This is a genomic window from Microbacterium sp. Clip185 (assembly GCF_028743715.1).
In the GTDB taxonomy this organism is placed as follows: Bacteria; Actinomycetota; Actinomycetes; order Actinomycetales; family Microbacteriaceae; genus Microbacterium.
On sequence record NZ_CP117996.1, the window covers coordinates 2,923,737 to 2,949,038 of the forward strand.

The following is a 25,302-nucleotide window of genomic DNA, read 5'->3' on the forward strand; positions in this document are numbered from 1 at the left end:
GATGCCCGCCCCGCCGCGTGGATGGATCAGAGACCGACGTCGGAGGCCTTGAGGAAGCCGGAGTCGATGAGCTTCGACTGCACGTCGTCCTTCGTGACCACCTCGGGCGTCAGCAGGAACGAGGGCACGACCTTCTTGCCGTTGTCGTAGGTCTTGGTGTCGTTGACCTCGACCTCCTTGCCCTGCGTGATCTCCTGGATCATCGTGAACACGCGGTCGCCGAGCGCGCGCGTGTCCTTCCAGACGGTCATGGCCTGCAGGCCGTCGAGGATGGCCTTGACGTTCGCCTTGTCCGCATCCTGGCCGGTGATGATCGGGTAGTCCGCACCCGCGGCGTAGCCCGCCGACTTGAGCGACGCCTCGATGCCGATCGCGAGGCTGTCGTTGGGCGAGAGCACCACGTTGACCTTCTTGCCGTCGCCGTAGAACGACGAGAGGCGGTTGTCCATCTCGGCCTGGGCCTTGTCGGACGCCCAGCCCTGGATGCCGATCGACGCCCATGCGTCGTCGTTCGCGGGAGCCTTGCCGCTGGGAACGACCAGCTGTCCGTTGTCGACGTAGGGCTTCAGGACGTCCCACGCGCCGGCGAAGAAGAACTTCGCGTTGTTGTCGTCGGGGCTGCCGGCGAAGGGCTCGAGGTTGAAGGGCCCCTTGCCGTCCTTGAGGCCCAGCTGGGTTTCGATGTACTGGCCCTGGAGGGTGCCGACCTTGTAGTTGTCGAACGTGGCGTAGTAGTCGACGTTCTCGCTGCCGTTGATGAGGCGGTCGTAGGCGATGACGGTGGCGTTCTGCGCCTTCGCCTCCTCGAGCACCGGGCCGAGCGTGGAACCGTCGATGGCGGCGATCACGAGGATCTTCGCACCGCCGGCGATCTGGTTCTGAATCTGGCTGATCTGCTGATCGGTCTTGTTGTCGGCGTACTGCAGGTCCACGGTGCAGCCGGCATCCTTCAGCTTGGCCTGCAGCTGCTCGCCGTCGTTGATCCAGCGCTCGAGGCTGCGCGTGGGCATCGCGATGCCGACGTTGCAGTCGGTCGAGGCGGCGGCGCCGGACGGGTCGTCGCCGCCCCGCGTCGACGAACACGCGGCGAGGCTGATGGCGAGGGCGCCGACCGCCACGGCCGCAAGGAGCTTCTTCTTCATGTGATGTGCGTTTCCTCTCTGAATCGCAAGGCCGATAGCGGCGCGCCCGCACTGTCGCTGCGGCGGGCTCGGGGCTTCGTCGTCCCGGCTGATGACCGTCGGAATTATGACGGCTCCGTAAAATTAACCACCCCAGCCGATTTTGTCTAGAGGCACAACATAATCCGTTGGGAGCGATCCCTGCGGAGCGGAAGACACGGCCGGGCGCGAGCGAGCATCCGTTCGTCGAGCGAGCACCCGATGATGTACTCACTCGACGAACGGATGCTCCCCCGGCGCAGGCGAGCGCCGGGCGCCTAAGCCCTGCGTACCGCGTGCGTCCAGCCCTTCCTTCGGTGCAGCCCAGCCGCCAGGGTGGACAGCGTGGACATCATGGATGACATCGGCGCCTGGGTCGCGCAGCAGCGGTGGTACGCAGGGAAGAGCCACGATCCGCGCTTCCGCGTGCTGGATGCCCAACCCGCACCGGCCGCCACCCGCTACCTGCTGATGGACGACGCCGGCACCCTTCCGGCGCTCTATCACGTACCCGTTGGAATCGTCTCCCGCGCGGAGGCGACCGACGACGTCATCGGCCGAACCGTCGACGGACTCCTCGTGGATGCCGCGCGCCAGAGCGCCTTCGCGATCGGCACCCTCGAGGCGATGGGCGTCGATGTGAGCCGTGTGACGGGGTCCCGGGTGCTGGCGGTCGAGCAGTCCAACACGTCGATCATCTTCGACGAGGACGGCCAGCCGTCGATCATCATGAAGCTCTTCCGCACCCTCCACCACGGCGAGAACCCCGATGTCACCGTGCAGCGCGTGCTGAGCGGCGCCGGGTCACCCTATGTCCCCCGATTCTTCGGAAGCCTCGACGCCGAATGGCCGGATGTCGGACGCGAATCCGGCGTCGCGCGCGGCACGCTCGCGTTCGCACAGGAGTTCTTGCGCGGGGTCCGCGACGGATGGTCGGTGGCGTTGGAGGCGGCGCGCGAGGGGCGCGACTTCACGGAGGCTGCCCGCGACCTCGGCACGGCTGTGGCGGGCGTGCACGGCGCGCTCGGCGCGACTCTCGGCGCATCCGCTCCCGATGAGGATGCGGTCGCCGCCGTCGGCGTCGCCTGGCGGCGTCGACTGCGGATCGCGGCGGCAGAGGTCCCGGCGGTCGCGAACCGTCTGCCCGCGATCGAGGCCGTCTACCGCTCCGCGCTCGATCGGACATGGCCCCTCCTGCAGCGCATCCACGGCGACCTGCACCTCGGCCAGGTTCTCGCCGTGCCGCACGGCGGCTGGCGTCTCGTCGACTTCGAGGGCGAGCCGCTGCGCCCCATGACCGAACGGGCGATTCCCGATCTCCCGCCGCGCGACGTGGCAGGCATGCTGCGCTCTTTCGACTACGCGGGAGCGGTCGGCGAAGCCCCGGATGCGGCGGCGTGGTCCGCCGCCTGTCGCAGCGCCTTTCTCGATGCGTACGCGAATGCGCCGGGTGCGGTCGCGCTCGATCCGGTCCTGCTTCGAGCCCTCGTGCTCGACAAGGCCGTCTACGAGTCGGTCTACGAGGCGCGCAATCGCCCGGATTGGCTGCCCGTCCCGCTCGCCGGCATCGACCAGGCGCTGACCGACTGACTCAGTCGGCCTCCGGCTCCGGCTCCGGTGCGCGCAGCATCAGGAACCGCGCACCGTACGCGGGCAGCGACACCGAGAAGCTCTGCAGATCGTCGACGCGTCCCGCATCCTCGCCCGTGGCGGCGTCGATCACGTCGCTCTGCGGGAGGAGATGCTCCGAGCGCACCGTCCCGACGATCGGCTCGCCGGAGAAGTTCAGCACGGTCACCTGCATCGGCGCGTCGGAGGCCGCATCCCCGTCGTCCAGACGATGCACGAGCACGAGCATCGCCGCGTGCGCCACCTCCGGCACATCAAGCTGGGTGGCCGTCGCGATGCCCGACTCCCGGCGCAGGTCCAGGATGGCGGCGAGTCGGCTCGCGAACGAGGCGGGATCGTCGAGCTGGGCGGGCAACGGACCGTAGAGCGCGCGGCCACGCGGCATCCCCGCCGCCGACCGTGTGGCGGCGGGATCGGCGTCGAGCAGGTCGTGAGCACCCCGCTCGATCCAGCGCGTGTCCCCGGCGGAGATGAGATCGGCGACCTCGTCGGCGGGAACGGTCAGCATCCCCACCAGGTCCCACCCGGAGAGGGCGAAGACACCGGGCTGCCACGCGTTGTACGCGCACAGGAGCAGGTGGGCATCACGGATGACGGGCACGTGCTCGCCGCGGACGTCTTCGAGACGCTCGATGCCCTGCGTCGCCGCGATCAGCGACGCCGTGGTGCACGCGATCCCGTTCTGCGTGAAGACACGGTTGTAGTCGGCGGTGCCCGTCAGGTGCTCGGTCAACTCGGCGCGGACGAGCTCCGCCAGCTCACCGCCCGAGACCTCGTGGCCACGGAATCGGTAGACGTCCTCGGCGTGGCGGGTCGCCCAGTGGACGAGCTCGTAGGTGAGTTCGTCGTGATTCTGCAGCCCATGCACCAGCTGTACCGGCGCGACGCCCAGCTCGAGCGACGAGGTCAGGGCGAGCCTCAGGAACTCTGTCTGCCCCGTGGCGAGTGCGTGGTGGTAGCCGGGTCGTCCGATGAAGTCGTACGAGAGATCTGCGCCGACGGCTCCGGTGTCACGGATGTCCTCGATGGTCAGGTTCAGCTCCTGGAAGGTGAAGCCGCCGACCTTTCGCACCATGCCCGCGATGATGTGGTTCGCCGCGTGGGAGAGCGGGTGCCCTTCCGACCATGCCGGCAGCCCCTCGGCGCTCTTCTCCACGCCGAGGAATCCGTTGGCATCGAGGCGCAGCGCGCTCGTACCGAGTTCCCCCAGGGAGTGGAGGGCGTCGCCGATCACCAGCCGCATCCCGGCGAAGGTCGGATCGAGCCAGTTGATCGAGGGCTGCCCCTGCTTGAAGTAGTGCAGGTACACCCAGCGTCGGGTCGCGCCGTCGGGGCCGATGACGGGCGCTGTGGCGCTCCAGTTGGTCTCCTTCACCCCCGGCGTGTAGAAGATCACGCGCTGCAGCGCCCCGATGATGTAACCGCGCTCGGCGAGTTCGTGCTCGGTGGCCGGGTCGAGGTTCACGCTGTCGACGCCGTCGGGCACATCCGGGAGCAGCGACCAGTCCTCCCGCGGGATCTCGACCATGTGGTAGATGCCCGGGTAGTCCTTGAAGCCCATCTCCGCCAGACGGAAGTCGGCCCCCTTGCCGGTGTGCCCGGGAACGATGTCGTCGATCACGCTGCCGCCGTACGCATCGGCGACGTCGCAGAGCGTCCGGAACTCGTCCTCGGTTCCGAAGGCGGGGTCGATGGCCGTGCTGATGCGGTCGAAGTGTCCGTCGACGCTCGGGGTCTCCCCCCATCCTGCGATGCCGCCGGCGCGCTTGACGGGCCCGGTGTGGATGGCCGTGATCCCGATACGCTCGAAGACCGCCCACAACTCCTCGTCACCGAGGGCGGCGAGGAAGGACTGCCCCGGTCGGGTGATGAGCGAGATCGGGTAGGCCGTGAACCATACGTCGCTCGTCGCGATCGCCCGGCGCGCGTCGGGGCGGGCGTACGGGTTGCGCCACATCGCGGGCTGGCCGGAGAGCTGCCGCGCGAGCACATCCGCGTCCTTGAGCATCGACTGCCGCACGAGCCACTCGACGTATGACGGATTCGTGCCGTTGGCAGTGCGCGGGTCGGTGCGGATGCGGCGCACGCTGCCGCCGCGGAACTGATCGCGCGGGCGGAGCCGCCGCGGACGAGCCGGATACCGCTGTTCGTCGTAGCTGATCTCAGGTGCCTCCAGCTCGCCCTCCCCGGCCTCCGCGGCCATCTTGGGCAGGTCGATGGGGCCGGTGTAGAGGTCTTCGGGCCGGTGGTCGTCGCGCGCCATTCCTCCACGGTAGAGATTCCGCCCGCTCGCCACGAGCACTGGCGCGTATCGCGCAGAACAACTATGGCCGCGCCCCGCATGGATTCCGTCTGCGGGGATGATCCGCGCCCAGGCCCGGCGTAGACCGGGTGCATGACACTCACGTCTCTTCTTCCGACACTCCGCAACAGCCTGCCCGCACCGCTCGAGGAGACCGCCTGGCCCGCCGGCACGCACGCATCGCCGCGCGACGTCGTCATCTCCGGGGTGTCGATACTGCGGCTGGCCGAGATCTGTTCCACGCCGTGCGTCTACTCGGGCGCCGCCGTCATCCCTTTCTCGGGAGGAACCGCTTCGCCCGACGAGTCCGTGACGGTCATCGTCGCGACCGTGACGGACGTCGACCCCACCGGGGCCTGCCTCGACACGCGTTTCGATCTGCACCGGCCGATGTGGCGAGAAGCGCGTCTGCTGGGCCGCGTCTCGCATGCACGGGAGATTGCGCTGGAGCTGCGCGGCGTCGACGGTGAGAGCGCGCGCGTGAGCCTCCCCGGCGACCTGCAGCCGGGCGATGTGCTCGCCGTACCGTGCGCCGGATGTTTCAGCGTCGGCGAGGTGCGTGCGGACCGGGAGCGGTGAGACGGATGCTGTTCGCGACCATCGTGCACTCCCAGCGCTGCGCGCTCATGGCGGCAACGGCCGAGCGTTCCGATGCTACGCCGATGCCTCCATCGCCTCCGGAGGGTGATCGGACTCGGCGGCCCGGGTGGGCAGGCGAAGGGTGAAGGACGCTCCCTCCGCCACCTCGTCGGCCGTCAGAGAGCCGCCGAGCGCGGCGGCGAGGGTCCGACTCACCGCGAGTCCGATCCCCGTTCCCGGTACGGCGCTGTCGCGCGCCGTTGCGGTGCGGTAGAACCGGTCGAAGACGCGCTCCAGATCCTGTCGGTCGATGTGCGAGCCGGTGTTCGCGACGGTGAACCGGACCGCCTCCGGGCTCGCCCCTGCCACGACGCGCACCTCGTCGCCCTCGTGCGAGTACTTCACCGCGTTCGAGACCAGATTGCCGAGAACGGCGACCAGTGCGCCACGATCCGACCGCACGAGGGCATCCTCTTCGATGTCGATCGTGACCCTGCGCAGCGCGAGCGCGGGCAGCGCGTACGAGTCGACGACCTCCTCCACGACCGAGCGCAGCGAGATGTCCGTCATCTCCAGGCGCGCAGACGAATGGAGGCCGTCGAGGAAGCGATTGGACAGCGCGAGCAGTCGGTCGGCGTTTCGGGCGATGACATCGACGTGTGCCCGCGACTGCACCGGCAGCGGCTCCGACAGGAGGAGATCGGCGTATCCGATGACCGCGTTCAGGGGCGCGCGCAGTTCGTGCGACAGGGTCGCCAGCGCGTCTTCCCGCTCTCGTCCGCGACGCAGCTGGTCGGTGATGTCCTGTGCGACCACCATCGTTCCGAGATTCGCCCCGTCCGAGGCATGCAGGCGCAGAGCCGTGGAGATCAGGGCGAGCTGGTTGCCCGGCGGACCGATCCACAACAGCTCCCCCTCGACGGCCTCGCCACGGATCGCCCGCTGCAGCGCCTGCTCGGCGGCGGGAACGGGGGTCACGCGATCGGCGGTGTACATGTGCGCGCAGACGCCCGTCGACGGATCCAGCTCTGCAAGCTCCGCGAAGGCGCGCGACCGGCGGTTCGTGATGAGGGCGCGTTTGTTCTCGTCGAGCACGACGATGCCGATGTCGGCCGTCTCGGCGTAGCTGCGCAGTACCGCACCGAGGCGCTCGATCTGCTTGCCGCTCACGCTCTCGCGTTCGCGCGCGTCGCTCAGGAGCGCCTGGAAGTTCCGGTTCGTCTCCACGAGCATGCGGGCGACGACCACGAAGACGGGAATGACGATGGCGAACAGCAGCACGCTCGCCCAGTTGGCCGATGTGAGCGGCACCCGCGTGAGCAGCGGCGGCGCGAGGATCGCGACGTAGACGCCCACGAGCCCCGCGGCCGCTCCTCGCCTGCCGCCGATGGTCGCGAGCCACACAGCGGGGAAGGCGGCGAGGGCGGCGATCGCGCGGACGTCGTTGTACATGGACAGCGCGAGCAGGATGGCGGCCACGAGGTCCGCTCCGGCGATCGCCGACTGCCGCGAGAAGGGCCACCTCTCGAACGGCAGGGCGAGGGAGATGACGGTCGCGGCCGCGACGATGAGGTAGCCGATGATCGTCAGCAGCGGCTGCTCTGGCATCACCCCCAAGATGGCCGCGACGACGGCGAGGAGTACGAACGTCGCCAGAATCGCCGATTGGGTCTGCGCGAAGAGATACAGTCGCGCACGCCATGCCGAAGTGCTGTCGGAAGCCACCCCTCCTCCGATCTCTCCGTCCCCACGACGGAACGCTTCCGTCCCCACGACGGAACGATTGACAGTAGCGCGCGCGGGGTTATCGGCGCGTCGCCCTTCTCGTACATCGGGTGGAGGTGTATACCCCCACCCGCTGCCCGAGTTGCGTCGCCTCTGCGCAACCGCACCACTTTCCCGCATCCGCCACACTCATTCACTGACGCACCTGCGCAGAACTGTGGCGGATGCGGGAGGGTTCGGCTCAGCTGAGCCGCCGCGAGAGGTGCACCGTCACCTGGTCCCCGATGTCCTTACGCAGTTTCCGCCGCACGCCGGAGTTGAGTGAGAGCATGTGCCCACCGCGCCCGGTCACCATGAGTCCCACATTCTCGAGCGACACATCGTCGACCGACAGATCGACGCGCACTGCGCGCTTTGTGCCGAAGAAGTCTGCAGAGCCGGGCACCTCGACGCACGACCAGGTCTGTCCCTTCACCTCTACGCCGATCGGCGCGGTGAAGGTGTGGTCGAGAGCAACGGGTTCGAACGACATGGCGCCTCCTCGGCATCGGTGAGTGTCGAAGGTAAGACTGCGCGAAGCGGGCAGAATCGTCGCATGGGCCGGAATCTCGTGAACGAAGACGCCGCCCACACCCGTTCGCCCCTCTCGCAGGCACGGTTCGAGAGCGAACTCGGGCCTCTGCGTGCAGAGCTTCACGCCCACTGCTATCGCATGCTCGGCTCTGTGCATGACGCCGACGACGCCCTGCAGAATGGGCTGCTGCGCGCGTGGCGAGCCTACGGACACTTCGACGGGCGCAGTTCGATACGCACCTGGCTCTACACGATCGTCACCCGCACCTGCATCGATGAAGCGACCGCACGCGGGCGGCGAGCGCTGCCGATCGACCTCGGGCCCGCGTCCCCCGTCTCCATCGTCGATGCCGCACCGCACAGCGAGACCGCCTGGCTCACCCCGTACCCAGACCCCGCCGAGCACAGCGAGCGTGCAGCAGACATCGAACTGGCTTTCGTGGCAGTTCTGCAGCAGCTCAGCGGCAACGAGCGCGCAGCGTTCCTCCTCGCTGACGTCCTCGGCTTCTCCGCTCCGGACGTCGCCGAGATCCTCTCAACGTCCCCCGCATCCGTGCACTCCGCATTGGGCCGCGCCCGACGCTCCCTTGCCCGGGCCGACCGACCCCTGCCACCGACGAGGCCCGATCAGCTCGACCTCGCGCGCCGTTTCGCGCAGGCGCTGGCCTGCGCAGACCTCCCCGCTTTCGTGGCGCTGCTCACTCCGGATGTGACCTGGCAGATGCCGCCGCTCAAAGCGTGGTACGCCGGAGCGGATGCGGTGGCGGCCTTCGCACACGCCGTGCCCATGACCCTCTGTCCGAGTTGGCGGACGCAGGTGCTGACTGCCAACGGCCAGCCCGCCGTCGCTTTCTACCTCGGAGAGACCGACGGCGCTTCGCACAAGGCCTGGTCGCTCACGATCCTCACGGTCGAGCGGGGGCGCATCGCGGAGATCGCCTCATTCTTGGACCCGGGACTGTTCGCACGGTTCGGGCTGCCGCACGACATCGTCTGAGCCCGAGACCGGAGACCTGTCGAGCGCAGTCTCGTCACCTGTCCGGCGACCGGATGCGTGAACTCGGCTTGACTCGCCGCGAAGCCGCCTTCACCGCCGGCGGACACCGCGTGAAACGGAGACAGCCATGAGCAGCACCCCCGCCTTCGACCCGTCCGATTTCCTGATCGTTCCCGCCAAGACGTTCGAGCAGCTCGAGGTCGGCGACATCTTCCGCGCCCCCAGTCGCACCCTCACCGACGCCCACGCCTCGGCGTTCCAGGCGGTATCGGCCGACAACCACCCGATCCACTACAACGAGGAGTATGCGAGAGCGCACGGACACAGTGCCCCGGTGGTGCATGGCCTGCAGGTCCTGGCCTTCACCGCGCCCGGCGCGACGCTCTTCCCGCACTACATCGGCGACATCTTCATCGCGTTCACGAGTGTGAGCGCGCGCTTCCTGGGAGAGGTCCACGCGGGCGACACGCTCTATCCGAAGCTGGAGATCACGGATCTGTCCGAGGTCGACGGCGCGGGTCAGGTCACGACGCGAGCCACCATCCACAACCAGCGCGGCGAGCTCGTGCTCGACGGAGCGCACACGTACCTGCTCACCCTCACCCCGACGGCCGGTTCATGAGCCTGCGCCGCGCGGAGATCATCGGCGCGTGGTCGCTCGTCAGCGTCGTCTCCGTCTACGAGGACGGACAGCGCGTCGACGAGCTGGGGCCGAGGCCCGCGGGCTACCTTTGCTACACCCCCGAGGGCTTCGTGTCGGCGACCCTCGGCGACAGCACCCGGCCCACCTCGCGCGCCGGCGACCCGCACAGCGCGACCGCGGACGAGTACGCGGCGATGACCAGGAAGTTCATCGCCTACGCGGGCCACTACAGCCTCGATGAAGCCACGAGCACCGTCGTGCATCGAATGGAGGTCTCGCTGTTCACGAACTGGACCGGGCAGGGGCAGGAACGTCACCTCGCCGTGGACGGAGACACGTTGACGATCACTGCGTCACCCCGCGTGGCCGCCGACGGTCGTTCGTTCCACAGCGAGCTGGTGTGGCGGCGGGATGGCGGCGCCACGAGCCCCGAGGGTGTTCCGGCTGCGACGAAGCTCACCGGCGGCGGGTGAGGAGAGCGTGCACGGGCCGTTCGATGCCCCGTGCAGAACAACAGCACGAAGCCGATGCCGGTCGCAGACGCCGCGCCGAAAGGCGTGTTTGCCAGCAGCGATGCCGCGACATATCCCCCCAACGTCGCCGACAGCGGGAGGACGAGGCCGCGCAGGCGCCAGCCGTGGTCGCGCATGAGACATGCCGCGGCGATTCCCGCGATGAACTCGGCCAGGCGCACGGGCGGGAAACTGTACGGCGAGATCGTGGGCACCGCCATAGCGATCACCGACGCGATCCAGGTCGCGGCGAGCGTTCGGCATCCGCTTTACGCTGCGTTTAGGTCGGCTGTGTTCGACTTGCCGAGGAGGTGACCGCCGGTGCGCGTACTAACCGTCGAGGACCATCACGAGCGCCCTGTTGGAGCTCGCGTCCGCAGAGGCTCATCTGAGCATGACGGAGGTCGATCTGCGCGAGCTCGTCGCCGGACAGATCAGCGAGCTCGAACCCGATATCCGCGAGCGTCGCCTCAAGGTGAGACTCCGCCTCGACCCGGTACTGGTCACGGGGAACCCGCAGCTGCTGCGGCAGCTGCTGTCGAACCTGCTCCGCAACGCGGTCCTTCACAACCGCGACGGGGGGACGGTGGCCGTCTCGCTCACCGCGGCCGGGAACCCCGTGCTCGCCATCGAGAACGACGGCGAGCACATCCCGCCGGAACAGCTGCAGACACTCGCCGAACCGTTTACCCGGCTCCACGCGCGGACCGCGGCGAACGGCCATGGGCTGGGCTTGTCGATCGCGCAGCGGATCGCCGAGCTGCACACGATCGACCTCTCGCTGAGCTCTCGACCGTCGGGCGGGATTCTGCTCACGCTTCGGTTCCCGGGCGACTCGACGTCGACCGCACTGTGAGGCGAGCAAGCCGTCGCGCGACCGCATGGGCAGCGGGCATCTGCGCCGCCGCAGCCGTCGCGACGACCGCGATGGTCGCCGGCATCCCCGCTCCGAGGGCGGACTCGGCGACCGTGGTGATCGGCGCGTCGATCTCCCAGGGCTATCACGCCACCGGCGGGCACGATTGGCCGAGCCTCGTCGAACGAGCCGGCGACGCCGCAGCCCACGACTGCCAGCTGATCAACCGGAGCATCAGCGCCACGCGCGTGCTCGAGTCCTCTCCGAATCTGCCGAGCAGCCTTTGAACGCGGCGCTTCGCTCGGGTCGGATCGCGGATGTCGATGTCATCGACTTCGACGGAGTTCTCGCCGACCCGGCGGATCCCAGCCGCATCCTTCCGGCCTTCGATTCGGGCGATCATCTGCACCCGAACGATGCGGGCCAGTTCGCCTGGCGGATCTCGTCGGCGGCGCAGCATCCTTGTGCTGATCCGCGTGCGGGCCCGCTCGGATCTGAGCAGAGTCTGCACGCGATGCGGGTTCAGTCCGCCGGTACGAGATCGAAGCGCTGCGACGACCCGTGGAGCGTCGGCACCGGCGGCTCGTGCGGCGCCGGCTCCGGCACGACGTAGAGACCCGTGGGTCCGTTCGCTGTATAGGCGAGGGCTTCGAGCCATGCCCGGTTCAGGGCGGGCTCGCGCGTGCCGAAGAACTTGAACTGCAGATTGGCGTTCGGATGCAGCCAGACGGATGTCCGCCCGCTACCGAGACTCACGTCGTCCTTCCAGGTGAGCGCGAACGATTCGTTGCGGCGCAGCTTGGTGAAGATCACCTGCTGGAGATGAGCGAGGGTGCGGTCTTCGAACTCCGCCTTCGTGTACTGGTCGTAGATCAGCTTTCCCATGATGGACTCCGGCCTGCCCACGCGGAGTGAGCGACGATCAGCCGTTTGACGATGGTCCAGACCTGAGAAATCGACACGCTCCGAGCGGGCGGTTGACCAGCCACGATCCTCCGGGCGCTGTCGATGCACAACCCCCTTGCGCGAAACGGGTTACGTCAGGAGCGAAACGGCTCCGCCACCTCCCAGTCGGACCCCACGGCGATCAGGACATCGGCCATCGCATCCGCCCAGTTCTCCGCGTCGACCTCGACGCCGTGTCCGTAGCGCTCGCCGTCGATCGGCTCGATCAGTTGCACGGGGACGACGAAACGCATCCACCGTTTCTACGCGGGGGCGCCGTGGCTCTCGCAGCACCTTGACGCTGAGAGAGAGAGCGCGTATGTCAACCGGGAAGCACCCCGCGCGTCCTGCGCATCACCAGGGCGACCAGGACCGCATCCACGACAAGCCACGCCGCCCACGAAAGCGCCATGTATGACCAGTAGCCCGCCGCGCTCGTCTCTGACAACGGTGCCATGAAGTTGTACTGCACCATCTGGAAGAGGTTGTTGAAGAGCGCGTGCGCGAACACGGCGGGCCATACGCTCCCCGAGAGATAACGCAGCGCACTCACCAGAACGGCGGCGAGGAGCAGATCGACCGTCTTCGATACGACGTCCCGCCCGTCGAGCTCGCCGGCGTAGGCATACGCGAGTGTGAGCGGAAGATGCCAGAGCGCCCACAGAGCCGCGATCAGAGCCGTGGTGACGGCGAAGCCCTTGGGGGCGAGCAAGGTGGTGAGGTATCCGCGCCAGGCCAGCTCCTCACCGGCAACGGGGATCATGAAGACCAGCGAGACGGGCAGCGTCAACAGGATGGCGAGAGCGGCACCATCCGCCCACCGCAGCTCGATGAAGCCCGCGGCGCCGGCGACCAGAACCGGCACGACGCCGACCGCGACCAGCGCAGCGAGCGCGAGCAGGGATGTGCGAGCGATGGCGCGTCCTCTCCCGCGTAGACCCACCGCCGTGGCGGATGCCAGGGTCCACGAGGCTCCGGCCGGAGCGGTCGCCGACCGACGGCGTCTGCGGTAGATGCCGTGCAGGAGCAGGACCGCCGCGAAGGGTACCCACTGCAACAGCGGTGTTGACCAGGTGAGGTACGCCGGGTCTGCGCCGGCGAACACGGGCAGCGTCGCAGCCACCACCGCGCCCATCACGAGGGCGGCGAAAGCGACGACGAAAGGGGCGGTCGGCGGGCGGCGGGCGCCGGCGGATGCGGGAGGTCGAGGGGTCACGCGTCGACGCTAGGAGAGGCACGCTCGCGCCGGACAGCGGGGAACCCGCAGCAACCGGCGCGGAAATCCCGAAAGATCCGAGACCCGGGCCGCACGGCGCGGTAACATCCGGGCACCGCCTCCGGCGGATTCTTCCGGTCCCTGCTTCGAAGGCGGAACATCCCGATGGATCAACCGACGGTCGTGCTGCTCCACGGCTGGCCGGGCCTCCCCTCGGACTACGACGATGTCGTCACGCGACTGCCGCACGCGCGTTGCGTCGTTCCGGCGCTCGCAGGCTTCGGGGCGGCTTTCGACGGCCCTCTTCTGCTCGGCGAAGCCTCGGCCGATAGACATGGGGCGCGCCTGCTGTCGACCATCCCGACATCCTCTCCGCTTGTCGTCGTGGGGTACGACATCGGCAGCCGCATCGCGCAGGCGATGCTCCGCATCGCTCCCGATCGGTTCGCTGGGGCCGTGCTGACTCCCGGCTATCCCGGGATCGGCGCACGCGCGGGTGCGCCCGAGCTCGCGGATCGGTTCTGGTACCAGCACTTCCATCGTTCCGGGCTGGCTTCCCGCCTGATCGACGGCAGCTCGGATGCGGTGCGCACCTATCTCGAGGGCATTGTCGAATCGTGGGCGCCGGGCGCGGACCTCGTCCACGGGGAGAGGTTCGACCGCGTCGTACGGGCCTACTCGCGCCCGGGCGCCTTCGAGGCGAGTCTCGCCTGGTACCGGGACAATGTGGGGTACACGGGCACAGGCGTCATCCACACGGCGACGACGATGCTGTGGCCGGAGCGTGATCCGCTCTTTCCCCCGCGGTGGGCGGATGAACTGTCCAGCTGGTTCACCGACGTCGCACTGCGCCCCGTGGACACCGGCCACTTCGTACCCCTCGAGGACCCGGTATCCGTCGCCGAGGCCGTCTCACGCCATCTCGACCACTGACAAGAGCGCCGCGAACTTCTGCGCCAGGCGAGAACGACCCTACGTCGTCGTTTCGGTCTTCATCCAGAACGGCGAGTAGTGGTAGCCGTCCGGGTCGTCGAACTGTCGTTGGTACATGAACGGGTAATCGTCGACGTCGCCGATCCGACCTCCCGCGGCGCGAGCCCGTTCGACGAGGTCGTCCACCGCCTCGCGGCTGTCGAGGTCGAACGACACCGTGATCTTCGAGGGGGTCTCGGGGCCTCCGATGAGATCCTCGGTTCCGCCGACGCTGGCGTACATCTCCCGGCTGCCGAGCATGACGTACTGGTCGGGCGCGATGGCGAAGCACGACACGTCGTCGTTCGACATCTCCGCGTTCCGGCTCCACCCGAGGGCTGTGTAGAACGCGGTCGCACGCTGGACGTCGGCAACCGGGCAGGTCAGGAAGAGGCTCATGAAGGACACCGTGGCAACATCGGCGTGAGCGCGTCAAGAGTCAGTCCGCGGCGGAGCTCACTCGACTCGGAACGGACCGCCGGCGCTGAAGGCGTAGTCCGCGAATCGCGCCCCCATCCGTTCGTATGCCGCGGCGTTCGGATGCAGCCCGTCATCCAGGTCACCGATCTCGCTCTCCGGGAGGAGCGTGCGGCCGTCGAGCGCGAAGAGCTGCGGATCATCGGAGCGCGCATTCAGGACGCGACTCCAGATGTCACGAACCACCTCGAGGCTCATCGCTCCGCGCTCCAGCTCACGCGGATCTCCCGCACTGATGGCCTGCCCGGTCGTCGCATCGAGAACCGTCGGCCCTGGAGCAGCTTCCAACGACGGGCACGGAATGGGACCGATGACCACGAGCGGCGTCGTGGGATGCCCTTCGCGGATGGTGTCGAGCACCCCGTGCAGCACCGTCTCGAACATCCGACGTCGCATGAGATCGCCGTTGACCACATTGATGCCGATCTCGACGCTGATGACGTCTGCCGCCAGGTCGCGAATGGTGCGCGCGACGAACGGATCACCGACGGCGTTGCCGCTGAAGCCGAGGCTGCGCACACTGGCACCGCCCGCACGCGCCGCCACAGCCGGCCAGGTGCGAGTCGGCGCGGATGCCTCACCGCACTGGCTGATCGACGAGCCATGGTGGACCCAGATCGGCCGGGCATCGCGCGGTGGTGCGAAGGGAGCGTCTGCGCGCAGCCCCACGAGCTCGACCGCGGCCGTGTGCGGCAGCCAGAGCTCGACCGCGTGGTCCTCGATGCGACAGACCGGCAGCGCGAACCGCACGGTCACGACCGATCCCTGCTGTGTGCAGGTTCCGTCCGCGGCGATGAGCTCGTGGCGCTCGGCCGGGACCTCCGCCGCCTCGCACCGTTCCCCGTCGACGACCAGTTCGACGAGCGCGGGAGGCGCCCAGACCCCGCCCGTGTCGATGCCCACCACCATCAGATCGAGCTCCACCACCGCGGCGCGGGTGGTGAGAGCCACTCGCACGCCCGAGGTCATCCCCACGACGAAATCGAAGCCGGGATCGGGAATCTGACGACGCGTCCACGCGGGCAGCCGCCGCGGCCGCACGCCGTAGCGGCCGGATACGAAGTCGAAGGCACCGACGACCTCCACCGATTCCGAGGGGAAGACGGTGGCGTGGGCGAGCACGCTCACCGCCCTCACCTCTGCGATGCACCGCGCACCGGAGGCGCGGTGACCGTGCGAAGAAGAGTCTCCACGAGGGCGAGACGGCCATCCTCACCGCCGCGCGTGGTGGCACCGGGCGCATACGCAGGGGATACGGGCGCGTCGTCACCCTCATCGCCGTCGAGCGCCGCGATGAGATACGCGGCCGCGCGTTCCCCGACGCTCGTGAGACGCGGATCGATCGAGGCGAGATACGGGTCAGCATCCTCGCCGTATCCAGCGATGTTGTCGTATCCGACGATGGCGACATCCTCCGGCACGCGAACGCCGGCGGCCTCCAGACCGGCGGCGAGACCGATCGCGATCGCATCGCTGCCGGCGAAGACGGCGTCGGTCATCGGCGCGTCGGCGAGCAGGATCTCGGCGGCGCGGTGGCCCCAGTCCCGACTGAACGCGCCGTACAGGATCGCCGCGGGCTCCGAGCCTGCCTCCTCCAACGCGGCGGAGAAGCCTGCCGCGCGTTCACGAACCGAGGGCAGGTCCGCCGCGGCGGTGACGTGGGCGATGGCCGTGCGTCCCTGCTCCAGGAGCATGCGCGCCGCGAGCGCACCCCCCGCCCGCTCGTCCGGATGGATGCCCACCGCGTGACCCGAATCGTGCGGTCCGAACGCGTGCACGACGGGAACCGATGCGGTCGCAGCGATGTCGGCGATCGCGACGTCGGGCCCCTCACCGATCACGATGATCCCGTCGACCTGACGGTCGAGCATGTGCCGAACGTGATCATGGCGCAGCGCTTCGTCATGGCGCGCGTCGTAGAGGATGCTGGCGAGATCGTGCGCGCTCAGCTCCCTGTTGATGCCGATCAACACGGGCATGCAGAATGCGCCCGCGGCGTTCTCGGCCAGCACGCCGATCGTGCGACTGCGGCCGAGGGCGACGCTTCGAGCGAGCGCGTTCGGCCGGTAGTCCAGGCTCTGCGCGGCATCGAGCACACGCTGGCGGGTGGCCTCCGCCACCCGCCCCGTCCCATTCATCACCTGCGAGGCGGTGGGCACGGAGACTCCCGCGACTCGGGCGACATCGGCTAAGCGCGCGGATCTCTGCGGCATGTGCACATCCTCTCGCGGTCACAGAACGCGTGGATCCACATCCTATGCCAAAGCGGTTCGGCAGTAGACTCGGCGCGTGATCGAAGATGCGAAGACGCACGCGAGCCCCTCGGATGAGCAGGCGCCCCGCGGCTACGTCCATCCGGCATACGCGGCCGTCGCGGAGGCATTCGCCCAGGTGCTCAGAATGGATGCGGCCGGCGCCGCCCTCTCGATCGTCGTCGAGGGCGAGACCGTCGTGGATCTCTGGGGCGGTACCGATCCGCTCTCGGGCGCGCGCTGGGAGCGCGAGAGCACGACACTCGCCTTCTCGGCTGCCAAGGGGATGGTGGCGCTCCTCGCCGCGCAACAGGTGCAGGCGGGTGCTCTCGATCCCGCGTCCCCCGTCGCCGCGTACTGGCCGGAGTTCGCTGCAGCCGGCAAAGCAGACATCACGGTCGCAGACGTCCTCACCCACGCCGCGGGAATGCCCACGCTCCCCATCGAGGGGCCGGACGATCTGCTCGATCCTGCCGCTCTCGCTTCCCGGCTCGCCGCCGCCACGCCGGATTACGCGCCGCGCAGTGCGCGCGTCTATCACGTGCTCAGCTACGGCTTCCTCGCCGGCGAGATCCTGCGGCGCGTCACCGGCAAGGATGCGGGTGCCCTGCTGCGCGAACGCATAGCCGACCCGCTCGGGGGCGCGCTCTGGATGGGGCTCCCTCCCGAGGAGGACGACCGCTACCTCCCCGTTCTCATGGACGAGATCGTCCCACCGCCGCCTCCCGGCGGCACACCCGAGGCGTCGGACGCCGCGTGTCGGGCCGCCCACCTCAGCACCCTGCAGATCGTTCCCCTGTTCGAGCGCTCGGACGGGGTGCAGGGAACGGAGCGGGTGAACGGACGAGGGTTCCGGCGCGCCGTCATTCCCGGCGGCGGCCTCATCGCCGACGCTCGCTCGCTCGCTCGCGCCTACGGCGCCTGCGTCGCTCCGGTGGACGGCGTGCGGCTGCTCGACGACGCGACGGCGGCGCTGGCATCCCGCGACTGGTTGGGCGGCATCCGCGAGCCGCAGTGCCTTCCGGGGGCTGCCACCACCCACCGGTGGGGACTGGGGTTCGAGATCTCTCATGCGCTCTGCCCGATGCTCGGCGAAGGGTCTTTCGGGCACGCAGGGATGGGCGGACGCCTCGCCTTCGCGCACGCACCCTCGCGGACCGGTTTCGCGTTCATCGGTCAGCGCATGGTGTTCCCGGAGCCGGGGCAGGATCCCCGATGGAAGCTCCTGCTCGCGGCACTCGAGAGCGCGTAAGCGCCGTCACACCTCGTCGACGAGCATCTGCATTAGCCAGAGGTGGGCGGGGCCGGACCGCCACACGATACGTACCCGATCGCATGCGGCGGGGAGGTCGAGCTCGAACGGACGCACCTGACGCGCCCACGGCCACTGCTCATCGGAGAATGCGCCGAGGACGACGCCCGGCGCCGTCTCGACGGTGAAGGAGTATTGCCCCGCCTCATCGAGCCCGAGCACGAGAAGGGCCCGCTGATCGGCGCGCGGGCCATCGTCGAGCGAAACGTCGAGCCTCACGCCCGCCTCGACACGCCACCGGCCAGGCGTCAGCCGCGCGAAGCGTCGCGTGAAGGAACGGCTGATCGAGACCGTGTCCACCGCATCGCGCATCATGGTCTGGGTCACCCCGTCCGGCGCGAAGTGCGGCAGGGCGGGAAGGGGTTCACTCCATGCCACCGGCTGCGAGCCGAGCTCGATGTCCCACCGTCCGCCCGCGTGGAGGTCGGCGATGCCGACGGTCGGGGAGGTCCAGGGCCGGCCGTCGCGCCGCACGGCGCGGATGTAGCGATCGGCGTCGTCGCGACGGTGCGTGACGATCTCCGTGGGCGCCGCACCGATCGGTCGCAGCTTCGTGCGAGCGCGACGCGGTGCCGTCCAGAGCATGCTGCCCGATCCCGCGGGAAACGGGGCGAGGCCGATGACCGCGAGAAGGTGCCATGCCGACATCTCGCCGTTGTCCTCATCGCCCGGATATCCCTGACCGATGCGAGATCCGCGAAACAGCCTGTCCACCGCGTCGGTCACGATGTCGTTCGTCCGCCACGGCCGGTCGGAATGCGCGTACAGCCACGGCACGTGGTGTGCCGGCTGATTGGACAGCGCCCACATCCCACGACGGATGTCGCGCGCCTCCGGCATCTCGTGGATGACGCGGCCGTAGCTTCCCGCGAACGCGGCTCGGGCCGTCTCCGGCGTCTCGAACAGCGCGTCCAGCGCCTCGCCGAGGCCCTCTCGTCCACCGAGCAGTCGCGCGAGGCCTGCGCCATCATGCGGAACGCCGAAGCGCGAGCCCCACGCGTTCGTCTCGGTGTGCCCTCCGCCCCACACCCGCGGGTCGAAGGGCTCGTCCGCCCAGCTCCCGTCTGCGCGGCGGGGACGGAAGAACCCCGTCGATGAATCCCAGAGACTCCGGTACGCGTGGGCTCGATGCGCCAGGAAGCGCGCCTCTGCGTGAGCCCTGCGCGAGGCGGCTCCGGTGGTGGAGCGTGCACGGGCGCGCGCGAGCACCGCTGCGGCGGCGTCGCTGACGCAGCCTTCGAGCGTCCATGACACCGACTCGTGCACCTCGGCAGGCACCCAGCCGCGCACGAGCGCCGCATCCTGACCCTTGCGCCCGAACCGCGCGTCGTCGGATACCGTCGTCGCGTTGCGCAGCCCGGCGATGTAGGCCTGCTCCTGATCGAACCCGCCGATCCCGGCAAGGAGGAGGTCAGCACTGACGACGTCCAGGCTCGTCCCCACCATCGCGTCGAGCGGCGTGCCCGCGGTCCATCGCGGCGACCAGCCGGCGTCGCGGACGTGTTCGAGCATCGCGTCGAGGAGAGCGCCGGCACGAGCGGGAGCGAGCAACGCGAACGCCGGCCAACAGGTGCGGTACGTGTCCCAGAACCCGTGGTCGGTCATCATCCGTCCCGCTCGGACGACCCGCCCCGTGTGTTGAGCGGTGTCGGGCCCGTCCCGCTCGGTCGGGCTCGGGTACGCCGACCCCTCGGGGGTGTCCTCGTCGTGGCGGGTCGGGAACAGGAAGAGCCGCGCGAGATCGGAGGCGACGAGCGCGGGCAGTTCGCCGGCGCCACTCACCTCCACGACGGAGAGCATCTCGTCCCAGAGCTCTCGCGCGCGTCGAGCGATGTCCTCGATGGGCACGCCTGCCACATCCTCGGCCGCGATCCTCGCCTGTCGGGCCGAGATCTGTGAAGCAGCCAGCTCGATCCGCACCCGAGGTGCGGTCGTGCACAGCACGGCATCGGCCCCGCGCCCATCCGTCTCCACCCGTACGCCGGTGAGGCGCAGGTGGTGATAGCTGCGCACGGGGTCGGGCTCGTGGGGGCTCGGAATCACGGATGTGGCCGCGACCGTCACTGCGGTCGCATCCTCCAGCGGCAGCACATCGTCGAGGGCGCTTCCGGGCGCGGTGAGCGCGATCAGACCGGGACGGGGCATGTCGATCTCGATGACGGCCGCAGCACCCGTCGCCGCCGCATCGATGCGGATACCCGAGAGCGTGCGCAGCCGGTAACGGTGGGGGCGCGCCTCCTCGTCGTCGTGCGAGAAAGGCTCGGCGGCAACCCCGGTCCGATCGTCGGGCTCGAGGCCGATGCGGATGGCCAGCGCGCCGCGCTCACCGATCCAGATGCTCGGCGAACGGGAGACGAGCATTCCCGCCAGCGCGGGGTCGGGCCCGGGTCCGTGCGCATTCCAGGTGTACGTCCAGTGCCCGTTGGAGAGGTCCGTCGCCGGCGCGATGCGGAAGCCGCCGTGCGGGACGCCGGCGAAGGGCTGCGTGTTGCCTCGGGAGCGCTCAGGAGATGAGTGGCTCCCCCGCGTGGTCGACACGCGATCGGACGGCGATACGGTCGCCCCCGGCACCGAAGACGCTCGTGAGTGCTCGATGCGCACGCCGTCGACCCACCCGCGCAGTGCCGCACCCGTCTCACGGCGCGGCATCGGCGGATCCACGACGAGTTCGGCGCGCAGGATGCGCGTTCCCGCCAGGGCGGAGAGCGGCACCCTGCGCTCGTTCCATTGATCGGGGAAGTCGACATCGACGCGCGAATCCGCCGCCGTACGCGTGCCGTCGGTCTCCACGCCGACGACGTCCAGAAGGCGTCGGCCGTCGTCCGTGACGAGATCGATCGCCACGGCGCCGGCGCGGAATCCGTCTCGCACGTCGACCGCCGCCTCGTCGAAGGCCGGCATCACCGCCCAGACCAGTTCGTCGCCCTCGGCGACGACCGGTTCGTGCGCCCAGCCCGGAAGCGTCGAACGAGCCGCGCCGACGGCCGGGGCACGGAAGCCGAAGCAGGCCCCTCCGGAGATCCCCGCGCCCGCTGCCGCGGCCGGCGGAGAGGCCGGGCCCTCGTCGGGGAACAACTCCAACGTCGTCATCTCCGGGCGGCCTGCTTCTCCGCCTCGAGCTGTGCCAGCCCACGGTAATCGTCGTCGCGCACCGCGGCTGCACGCGCCGTGCGCAGCGCACCACGGATGGCCTCCGTCGTGAACGACTCCGGCGCAGCGGTACGGATGCCCCACGTCACGGCTTCTCCGGGCAGGAGCGTCTCCAGATTGCGGTCGGCGTGGGCGTCGGGATCGATCATGTCGACGAGTATGGTCGCGTCACGCAGGAGAGAACGCGCCGTCACGCGCACGGCCACCCCGTCGTGGACTTCGGCCACGCTCATGTCGTACGCCGGCTCCGCATCCGGGAAGTCGCGATCGGTCGTTCCCAGCAGCACGGTACGCAACCGGGGCGCATCGGCGCCCTGCCCGGCGATCTCGGTCGCGACGAGCAGTTCGCCGCCGGCCAGCGCGTCGCCGAGGTCGGCGAGCGCAACGGGAACCGCGGCGTGGGCGGGAGCGCTGACGCGGATCACGCGCTGGGCGCTCTGCCGCGAAGGCGTCCACCGCTGCACGTCGACGTCGACCTCCCAGGGCATGTCCGTGCTGTTGCACGCGAACAGCGTCGGACCGGATTCTTCATGTCGCAGAACCAGGATGCGGGGGCGGTAGGCCTCTCGCACCGCATATGCGACGGGCTTGTAGCGGTCGGCGACATCGATCATCGACCACGAGAGGGCCGGCCAGCAGTCGTTGAGCTGCCAGACGATCGTGCCCCGACAGTGCGGTTCGAGGCTGCGGAATCTCTCGACGCCGTAGCGCACGGCTCGCGCCTGGTCGAGCTGCGCCAGCCAGTACCACTCGTCGAAGTCGGCAGGCACCCCGAAGTGCGCGTGCAGCACGTCGTTGATGCGCTCGGTGCCGCCCTCGGCTTTCTGTCGCTGCACGGACCCGGCGGAGAAGGGCGCGGGAAGGGCGTCGTGCACCACCGCGTCGAAGGTGGCGCGCGCGGGCGGCCCCTGGAAACCGAACTCGGAGACGAAACGCGGACGCACCTCGTCGTAGGCGCGGTAGTCGTCGGGGATCCACCAGTGCACGACCCCGCGGCTCGGGTCGTTCGGGTCGTCCCATCGGCCGCCGGAGGACGGGCTTCCGATGAGGTAGGTGCGCGCAGGGTCGAGCTCGGCGACCAGGCGAGGAAGCAGATCGGTGTAGAAGCCCTCACCCCAGGTCGCGCCCGTGAGCACGTGCTCCCAGTCGTGCAGGAACCAGAACCAGAGGTTCTCATTGTTGCCGTTCCACACCGCAAGACTCGGATGCGGCATGAGCCGGGTGATGTTCTCGCGAGCCTCGGCCTCCACTTCGTCGGCGAAGGGCGCCTCCTCGGGGTAGGCAGCGCACGCGAACAGGAAGTCCTGCCAGACGAGGATCCCCGCTTCATCACAGGCCTCGTAGAACGCGTCCGACTCGAAGACTCCGCCGCCCCACACGCGCAGCAGGTTCCCCCCGAGGTCGAGAGTCTGTCTGATGCGGCGGTGGAGGTCGTCCGGCGTCACCCTCGCCACGGAGGTGTCGTCGGGGATCCAGTTGAAGCCGCGCACGAACATCGGGACGCCGTTGACCGTGAGACCGAAGCTGCGCCCGGCCTCGTCGTCGATCTGCTCCACGACGAGGTCGCGGAAGCCGATCCGCTGGCTCCACGCATCCAGTGCCGTGCCGTGGGTGTCCACGAGGGTGATCTGGAGGTCGTGCAGTGCCTGTGCTCCCATGCCGACCGGCCACCACCGCTCGGGTCGCCTGACGATGAGTTCCCCGCGCAGGCGGTGGGTGCGCGGCGGTGCAGGAATCCAGGTGCGAGCGCTGCCGACCTCGACGAGCAGCCCCAGGTCCGCATCGGCGCCGGTCTCCTCGGTGCGCTCCACCTCGATGTCGAGCGCGATGATCCCGTCGTCGCCCTGCATCGTCACGGTGGGCCGCACCGCACTCAACCGCGCTGTCGACCACGCCTGGACCTCTACATCCCGCCAGATGCCGGCTCCCGGCAGCGCGGGGCCCCAGTCCCAGCCGAATGCGCTCGCATTCTTGCGGATGAACGGGGAGAGCTCACTGAAGACCGCCCATCGCTCGCCGAGCCGGGCCCGTTCGGCCGCCGCGGCCTCGACGGGGGAGCGTAGACCCACCCGCAGGTCCACCTCGCCGTGGGCGAGCTCGGGCACCGGGATGCGCCAGGTTCGATGCATGTTCGACAGGCGCGCGCGCGGCTCGGCGGCGATCGTCACGTCGGCGTGGGTGTCCACGCCGTAGAGCACGAGCTCGATGCGTTCGGCGTCCGTCTCGATGGCGGGCAGCGTCGTTTGGTACTCCCAGTCGGAGTGCCCGATCCAGGCGAGTCGCTGCTCGTTGTCGTCATCGAACGGATCGGGGATGGCGGCGGCCTCCTGCAGGGCCATGTGGACATCACCTGGCACCGGAGCATCGAAGCTCTGGGCGGCGATGGAGTCGGGGACCGGACCGGATGCGGCACGAAGCCGCCAGCGTCCGTCGGTCGGGATGCGGATGAGCACGGCGTCGTCCTCGTCTCTCGTCGTATCGCGATTTCCGGGTCGCATCTTGCGTCCGGCGATACTGTGGGGCTAATGTGCAAAAGCGCTTTGGCAACTGACCCGACCCAAAGTACAACACGCACCGAGTCATCGGCAATCAGACCTCAGAAAGAGGAGTTTCGATGAAGAAACCACTCCGCCCCCGCGCGTGGAAGAACGCGGCGGCACTCACCGCCCTGACCGCACTGGCCGTCGCCGGGCTGACCGCCTGCACCTCCAGCACTCCCGCCGCCACAGACGGCCCGGTCGAGATCGTGATCGGCAACCAGCCGGCCGCGACCGAGACCGCACGCCTGGCCCTGTTCGAATCGCTGGTCGAGACATACAAGTCGCAACACCCGAACTACGTCGTGACCACGACGGAGGACGGCTGGGACGCACAGACCTTCTCCGCCCGGCTCGCGGGCGGAGATCTGCCCACTGTCATGGGTGTGCCGTTCACCGAGATCCGCGGGCTGGTCGAGCGCGTTCAGGTCGCCGACCTGACCGACGCCGTGAACGCAATGGGCGTCACCGAAGCGCTCAACCCGCAGCTGATCGATCTCGTCTCCGCAGACGGCAAGATGTACGGCGTTCCGACCATGGCCTACGCGATGGGGCTCGTGTACAACCGGGCGCTTTTCGAGAAGGCCGGACTCGACCCGGATGCGCCCCCGGCCACCTGGGACGACGTTCGCGCAGCCGCGAAACAGATCACCGAGAAGACGGGGGTACCCGGATTCGCCCAGGTCACGACCGACAATCAGGGCGGCTGGGTGCTCGGCGCCGAGGCCGCCGCTCGCGGCGGGTCCCTGGTCAATGCGAGCGGCGATGAGATCACCTTTGACGACGCACCGACGACGGATGCCCTCCAGCTGCTGCACGACATGCGCTGGAAGGACAACAGCATGTCGCCCAACGGCTTGATGGCGGCGCTCGATCTGGCGCAGGCGTTCGCGGGAGGACAGGTGGGGATGTTCGTCCTCCAATCCGACGCGTACCGCCCGCTGACGGAACAGCTCGCCTTCCCCGCCGCCGATTTCGGTTTCGCGGCCATGCCCACCGTCGCCGAGGGCGACGCGCCGACCACGCTGTCCGGCGGCAACATCGATATCGTGCGCCCCGACGCATCCCCGGCGCAGATCAAGGCCGCAGTCGAGTGGATCCAGCTGGCCGAGCTGGGCAAGTACAGCAGCGAGGAGGCGGCGCGTGCCGACGCCGAGGCCCTCGCCTCGCAGGGGTCGGCGGTCGCGATCCCCGGCCTGCCTGTCGTCAAGGCGGACGCCTACGAGCAGTACCTGTCGTGGATCGCGGATCTGAACAACGTCCCCGTCGACAACTTCCGCCCCTACCTCGACAAGGTGGCCGAGCAGAAAGTGACCTCCGAGCCGGCCCTTCGAGGGCAGGACATCTACGCGACGCTCGACCCCGTCGTGCAGGCAGTGATCACCGATCAGAACGCGGACATCGACACGCTGGTGTCCGACGCGGCCCGCACCGCTCAGTCGCTGCTGTCCCGCTGAACCGTGAG

At 69.1% G+C, this 25,302-nt stretch carries 23 protein-coding genes; 11 read left to right on the top strand and 12 right to left on the bottom strand.

Annotated elements, in window-relative coordinates; genetic code table 11:
• Positions 1-26: 26 nt before the first annotated feature.
• A complete protein-coding gene (chvE, locus tag PQV94_RS14260; protein ID WP_274286428.1) occupies positions 27-1,142 on the bottom strand; it encodes a multiple monosaccharide ABC transporter substrate-binding protein in 1,116 nt (371 codons plus the stop codon).
• A gap of 372 nt (positions 1,143-1,514) precedes the next feature.
• On the opposite strand from chvE, the gene PQV94_RS14265 reads away from it, so the two are divergent.
• Positions 1,515-2,750, top strand: a complete 1,236-nt coding sequence (locus tag PQV94_RS14265) for a maltokinase N-terminal cap-like domain-containing protein (RefSeq protein ID WP_274288293.1) — start codon at positions 1,515-1,517, stop codon at positions 2,748-2,750.
• A gap of 1 nt (position 2,751) precedes the next feature.
• Here PQV94_RS14265 and treS read toward each other — a convergent pair whose 3' ends face one another.
• Positions 2,752-5,052 carry a maltose alpha-D-glucosyltransferase gene (gene treS, locus PQV94_RS14270; protein ID WP_274286429.1) on the bottom strand — a complete coding sequence of 767 codons (2,301 nt, stop codon included), beginning with the start codon at positions 5,050-5,052 and terminating at the stop codon, positions 2,752-2,754.
• Positions 5,053-5,184: 132 nt separating this feature from the next.
• Between treS and PQV94_RS14275 the strand changes: the two genes are divergently transcribed.
• Positions 5,185-5,670: a hypothetical protein gene (locus tag PQV94_RS14275; protein WP_274286430.1), complete on the top strand. Its 486-nt coding sequence runs from the start codon at positions 5,185-5,187 to the stop codon at positions 5,668-5,670.
• Positions 5,671-5,745: 75 nt separating this feature from the next.
• Here PQV94_RS14275 and PQV94_RS14280 read toward each other — a convergent pair whose 3' ends face one another.
• Positions 5,746-7,395, bottom strand: coding sequence for a sensor histidine kinase (locus PQV94_RS14280; protein ID WP_274286431.1), 1,650 nt, complete (start codon positions 7,393-7,395; stop codon positions 5,746-5,748).
• A gap of 241 nt (positions 7,396-7,636) precedes the next feature.
• On the bottom strand, positions 7,637-7,927 hold the full coding sequence (locus PQV94_RS14285; RefSeq protein ID WP_274286432.1) for a DUF1905 domain-containing protein: 291 nt from the start codon (positions 7,925-7,927) through the stop codon (positions 7,637-7,639).
• A 63-nt stretch (positions 7,928-7,990) separates the two neighbouring features.
• Here PQV94_RS14285 and PQV94_RS14290 point away from each other — a divergent pair, with 63 nt between their 5' ends.
• The 6 genes from PQV94_RS14290 (at position 7,991) to PQV94_RS14315 (ending at position 11,263) form a co-directional block, all read left to right on the top strand.
• Entirely contained in the window at positions 7,991-8,965 is a 975-nt protein-coding gene (locus PQV94_RS14290; RefSeq protein WP_274286433.1) for an RNA polymerase subunit sigma-70, read from the top strand.
• Positions 8,966-9,092: 127 nt separating this feature from the next.
• Positions 9,093-9,587, top strand: coding sequence for a MaoC family dehydratase (locus PQV94_RS14295; RefSeq protein WP_274286434.1), 495 nt, complete (start codon positions 9,093-9,095; stop codon positions 9,585-9,587).
• Complete coding sequence (locus PQV94_RS14300) at positions 9,584-10,081, top strand: lipocalin-like domain-containing protein (RefSeq protein WP_274286435.1); 498 nt, start codon at positions 9,584-9,586, stop codon at positions 10,079-10,081. The genes PQV94_RS14295 and PQV94_RS14300 overlap by 4 nt, the downstream gene beginning before the upstream one ends.
• 30 nt (positions 10,082-10,111) lie before the next feature.
• Positions 10,112-10,435 (top strand): hypothetical protein, encoded by a 324-nt coding sequence (locus tag PQV94_RS14305; protein ID WP_274286436.1) that lies wholly within the window; start codon positions 10,112-10,114, stop codon positions 10,433-10,435.
• Between the two features lie 79 nt (positions 10,436-10,514).
• Positions 10,515-10,976, top strand: a complete 462-nt coding sequence (locus tag PQV94_RS14310; RefSeq protein WP_274286437.1) for a sensor histidine kinase — start codon at positions 10,515-10,517, stop codon at positions 10,974-10,976.
• Positions 10,973-11,263 carry a hypothetical protein gene (locus PQV94_RS14315; protein WP_274286438.1) on the top strand — a complete coding sequence of 97 codons (291 nt, stop codon included), beginning with the start codon at positions 10,973-10,975 and terminating at the stop codon, positions 11,261-11,263. Before PQV94_RS14310 ends, PQV94_RS14315 begins: the two co-directional genes overlap by 4 nt.
• Before the next feature lie 235 nt (positions 11,264-11,498).
• Here the strand turns inward: PQV94_RS14315 and PQV94_RS14320 are convergent, their stop codons facing one another.
• The 3 genes from PQV94_RS14320 to PQV94_RS14330 form a co-directional block, all read right to left on the bottom strand.
• On the bottom strand, positions 11,499-11,861 hold the full coding sequence (locus tag PQV94_RS14320) for a DUF7882 family protein (RefSeq protein ID WP_274286439.1): 363 nt from the start codon (positions 11,859-11,861) through the stop codon (positions 11,499-11,501).
• Between the two features lie 155 nt (positions 11,862-12,016).
• Entirely contained in the window at positions 12,017-12,175 is a 159-nt protein-coding gene (locus PQV94_RS14325) for a hypothetical protein (protein WP_274286440.1), read from the bottom strand.
• A gap of 68 nt (positions 12,176-12,243) precedes the next feature.
• Positions 12,244-13,137: a CPBP family intramembrane glutamic endopeptidase gene (locus PQV94_RS14330; RefSeq protein WP_274286441.1), complete on the bottom strand. Its 894-nt coding sequence runs from the start codon at positions 13,135-13,137 to the stop codon at positions 12,244-12,246.
• A 165-nt stretch (positions 13,138-13,302) separates the two neighbouring features.
• Here PQV94_RS14330 and PQV94_RS14335 point away from each other — a divergent pair, with 165 nt between their 5' ends.
• Positions 13,303-14,070 carry an alpha/beta fold hydrolase gene (locus tag PQV94_RS14335; RefSeq protein WP_274286442.1) on the top strand — a complete coding sequence of 256 codons (768 nt, stop codon included), beginning with the start codon at positions 13,303-13,305 and terminating at the stop codon, positions 14,068-14,070.
• Between the two features lie 39 nt (positions 14,071-14,109).
• Here the strand turns inward: PQV94_RS14335 and PQV94_RS14340 are convergent, their stop codons facing one another.
• Genes PQV94_RS14340 through PQV94_RS14350 form a run of 3 tightly spaced genes read right to left on the bottom strand, consistent with a single transcriptional unit; the run spans position 14,110 to position 16,799 of the window.
• Positions 14,110-14,508: a VOC family protein gene (locus PQV94_RS14340; protein WP_274286443.1), complete on the bottom strand. Its 399-nt coding sequence runs from the start codon at positions 14,506-14,508 to the stop codon at positions 14,110-14,112.
• Positions 14,509-14,565: 57 nt separating this feature from the next.
• Positions 14,566-15,714: a GDSL-type esterase/lipase family protein gene (locus tag PQV94_RS14345; RefSeq protein WP_274286444.1), complete on the bottom strand. Its 1,149-nt coding sequence runs from the start codon at positions 15,712-15,714 to the stop codon at positions 14,566-14,568.
• A 5-nt stretch (positions 15,715-15,719) separates the two neighbouring features.
• A complete protein-coding gene (locus PQV94_RS14350) occupies positions 15,720-16,799 on the bottom strand; it encodes a LacI family DNA-binding transcriptional regulator (protein ID WP_274286445.1) in 1,080 nt (359 codons plus the stop codon).
• Between the two features lie 76 nt (positions 16,800-16,875).
• On the opposite strand from PQV94_RS14350, the gene PQV94_RS14355 reads away from it, so the two are divergent.
• On the top strand, positions 16,876-18,090 hold the full coding sequence (locus PQV94_RS14355; RefSeq protein WP_274286446.1) for a serine hydrolase domain-containing protein: 1,215 nt from the start codon (positions 16,876-16,878) through the stop codon (positions 18,088-18,090).
• A 6-nt stretch (positions 18,091-18,096) separates the two neighbouring features.
• Here PQV94_RS14355 and PQV94_RS14360 read toward each other — a convergent pair whose 3' ends face one another.
• A complete protein-coding gene (locus tag PQV94_RS14360) occupies positions 18,097-21,240 on the bottom strand; it encodes a GH92 family glycosyl hydrolase (protein WP_274286447.1) in 3,144 nt (1,047 codons plus the stop codon).
• Positions 21,237-23,753 carry a glycoside hydrolase family 2 protein gene (locus PQV94_RS14365; RefSeq protein ID WP_274286448.1) on the bottom strand — a complete coding sequence of 839 codons (2,517 nt, stop codon included), beginning with the start codon at positions 23,751-23,753 and terminating at the stop codon, positions 21,237-21,239. Before PQV94_RS14365 ends, PQV94_RS14360 begins: the two co-directional genes overlap by 4 nt.
• A gap of 161 nt (positions 23,754-23,914) precedes the next feature.
• Here PQV94_RS14365 and PQV94_RS14370 point away from each other — a divergent pair, with 161 nt between their 5' ends.
• Positions 23,915-25,294: an ABC transporter substrate-binding protein gene (locus PQV94_RS14370; RefSeq protein WP_274286449.1), complete on the top strand. Its 1,380-nt coding sequence runs from the start codon at positions 23,915-23,917 to the stop codon at positions 25,292-25,294.
• The last annotated feature ends 8 nt before the right edge of the window (positions 25,295-25,302 follow it).

Bases quoted from the DNA above. Each gene is read 5' to 3' on its own strand.
- PQV94_RS14325 (WP_274286440.1), bottom strand. From the start codon at position 12,175: ATGCGTTTCGTCGTCCCCGTGCAACTGATCGAGCCGATCGACGGCGAG.
- PQV94_RS14350 (WP_274286445.1), bottom strand. From the start codon at position 16,799: ATGCCGCAGAGATCCGCGCGCTTAGCCGATGTCGCCCGAGTCGCGGGA.
- treS (WP_274286429.1), bottom strand. From the start codon at position 5,052: ATGGCGCGCGACGACCACCGGCCCGAAGACCTCTACACCGGCCCCATC.
- chvE (WP_274286428.1), bottom strand. From the start codon at position 1,142: ATGAAGAAGAAGCTCCTTGCGGCCGTGGCGGTCGGCGCCCTCGCCATC.
- PQV94_RS14285 (WP_274286432.1), bottom strand. From the start codon at position 7,927: ATGTCGTTCGAACCCGTTGCTCTCGACCACACCTTCACCGCGCCGATC.
- PQV94_RS14310 (WP_274286437.1), top strand. From the start codon at position 10,515: ATGACGGAGGTCGATCTGCGCGAGCTCGTCGCCGGACAGATCAGCGAG.
- PQV94_RS14340 (WP_274286443.1), bottom strand. From the start codon at position 14,508: ATGAGCCTCTTCCTGACCTGCCCGGTTGCCGACGTCCAGCGTGCGACC.
- PQV94_RS14265 (WP_274288293.1), top strand. From the start codon at position 1,515: ATGGATGACATCGGCGCCTGGGTCGCGCAGCAGCGGTGGTACGCAGGG.
- PQV94_RS14275 (WP_274286430.1), top strand. From the start codon at position 5,185: ATGACACTCACGTCTCTTCTTCCGACACTCCGCAACAGCCTGCCCGCA.
- PQV94_RS14360 (WP_274286447.1), bottom strand. From the start codon at position 21,240: ATGACGACGTTGGAGTTGTTCCCCGACGAGGGCCCGGCCTCTCCGCCG.
- PQV94_RS14320 (WP_274286439.1), bottom strand. From the start codon at position 11,861: ATGGGAAAGCTGATCTACGACCAGTACACGAAGGCGGAGTTCGAAGAC.
- PQV94_RS14295 (WP_274286434.1), top strand. From the start codon at position 9,093: ATGAGCAGCACCCCCGCCTTCGACCCGTCCGATTTCCTGATCGTTCCC.
- PQV94_RS14300 (WP_274286435.1), top strand. From the start codon at position 9,584: ATGAGCCTGCGCCGCGCGGAGATCATCGGCGCGTGGTCGCTCGTCAGC.
- PQV94_RS14335 (WP_274286442.1), top strand. From the start codon at position 13,303: ATGGATCAACCGACGGTCGTGCTGCTCCACGGCTGGCCGGGCCTCCCC.
- PQV94_RS14370 (WP_274286449.1), top strand. From the start codon at position 23,915: ATGAAGAAACCACTCCGCCCCCGCGCGTGGAAGAACGCGGCGGCACTC.
- PQV94_RS14290 (WP_274286433.1), top strand. From the start codon at position 7,991: ATGGGCCGGAATCTCGTGAACGAAGACGCCGCCCACACCCGTTCGCCC.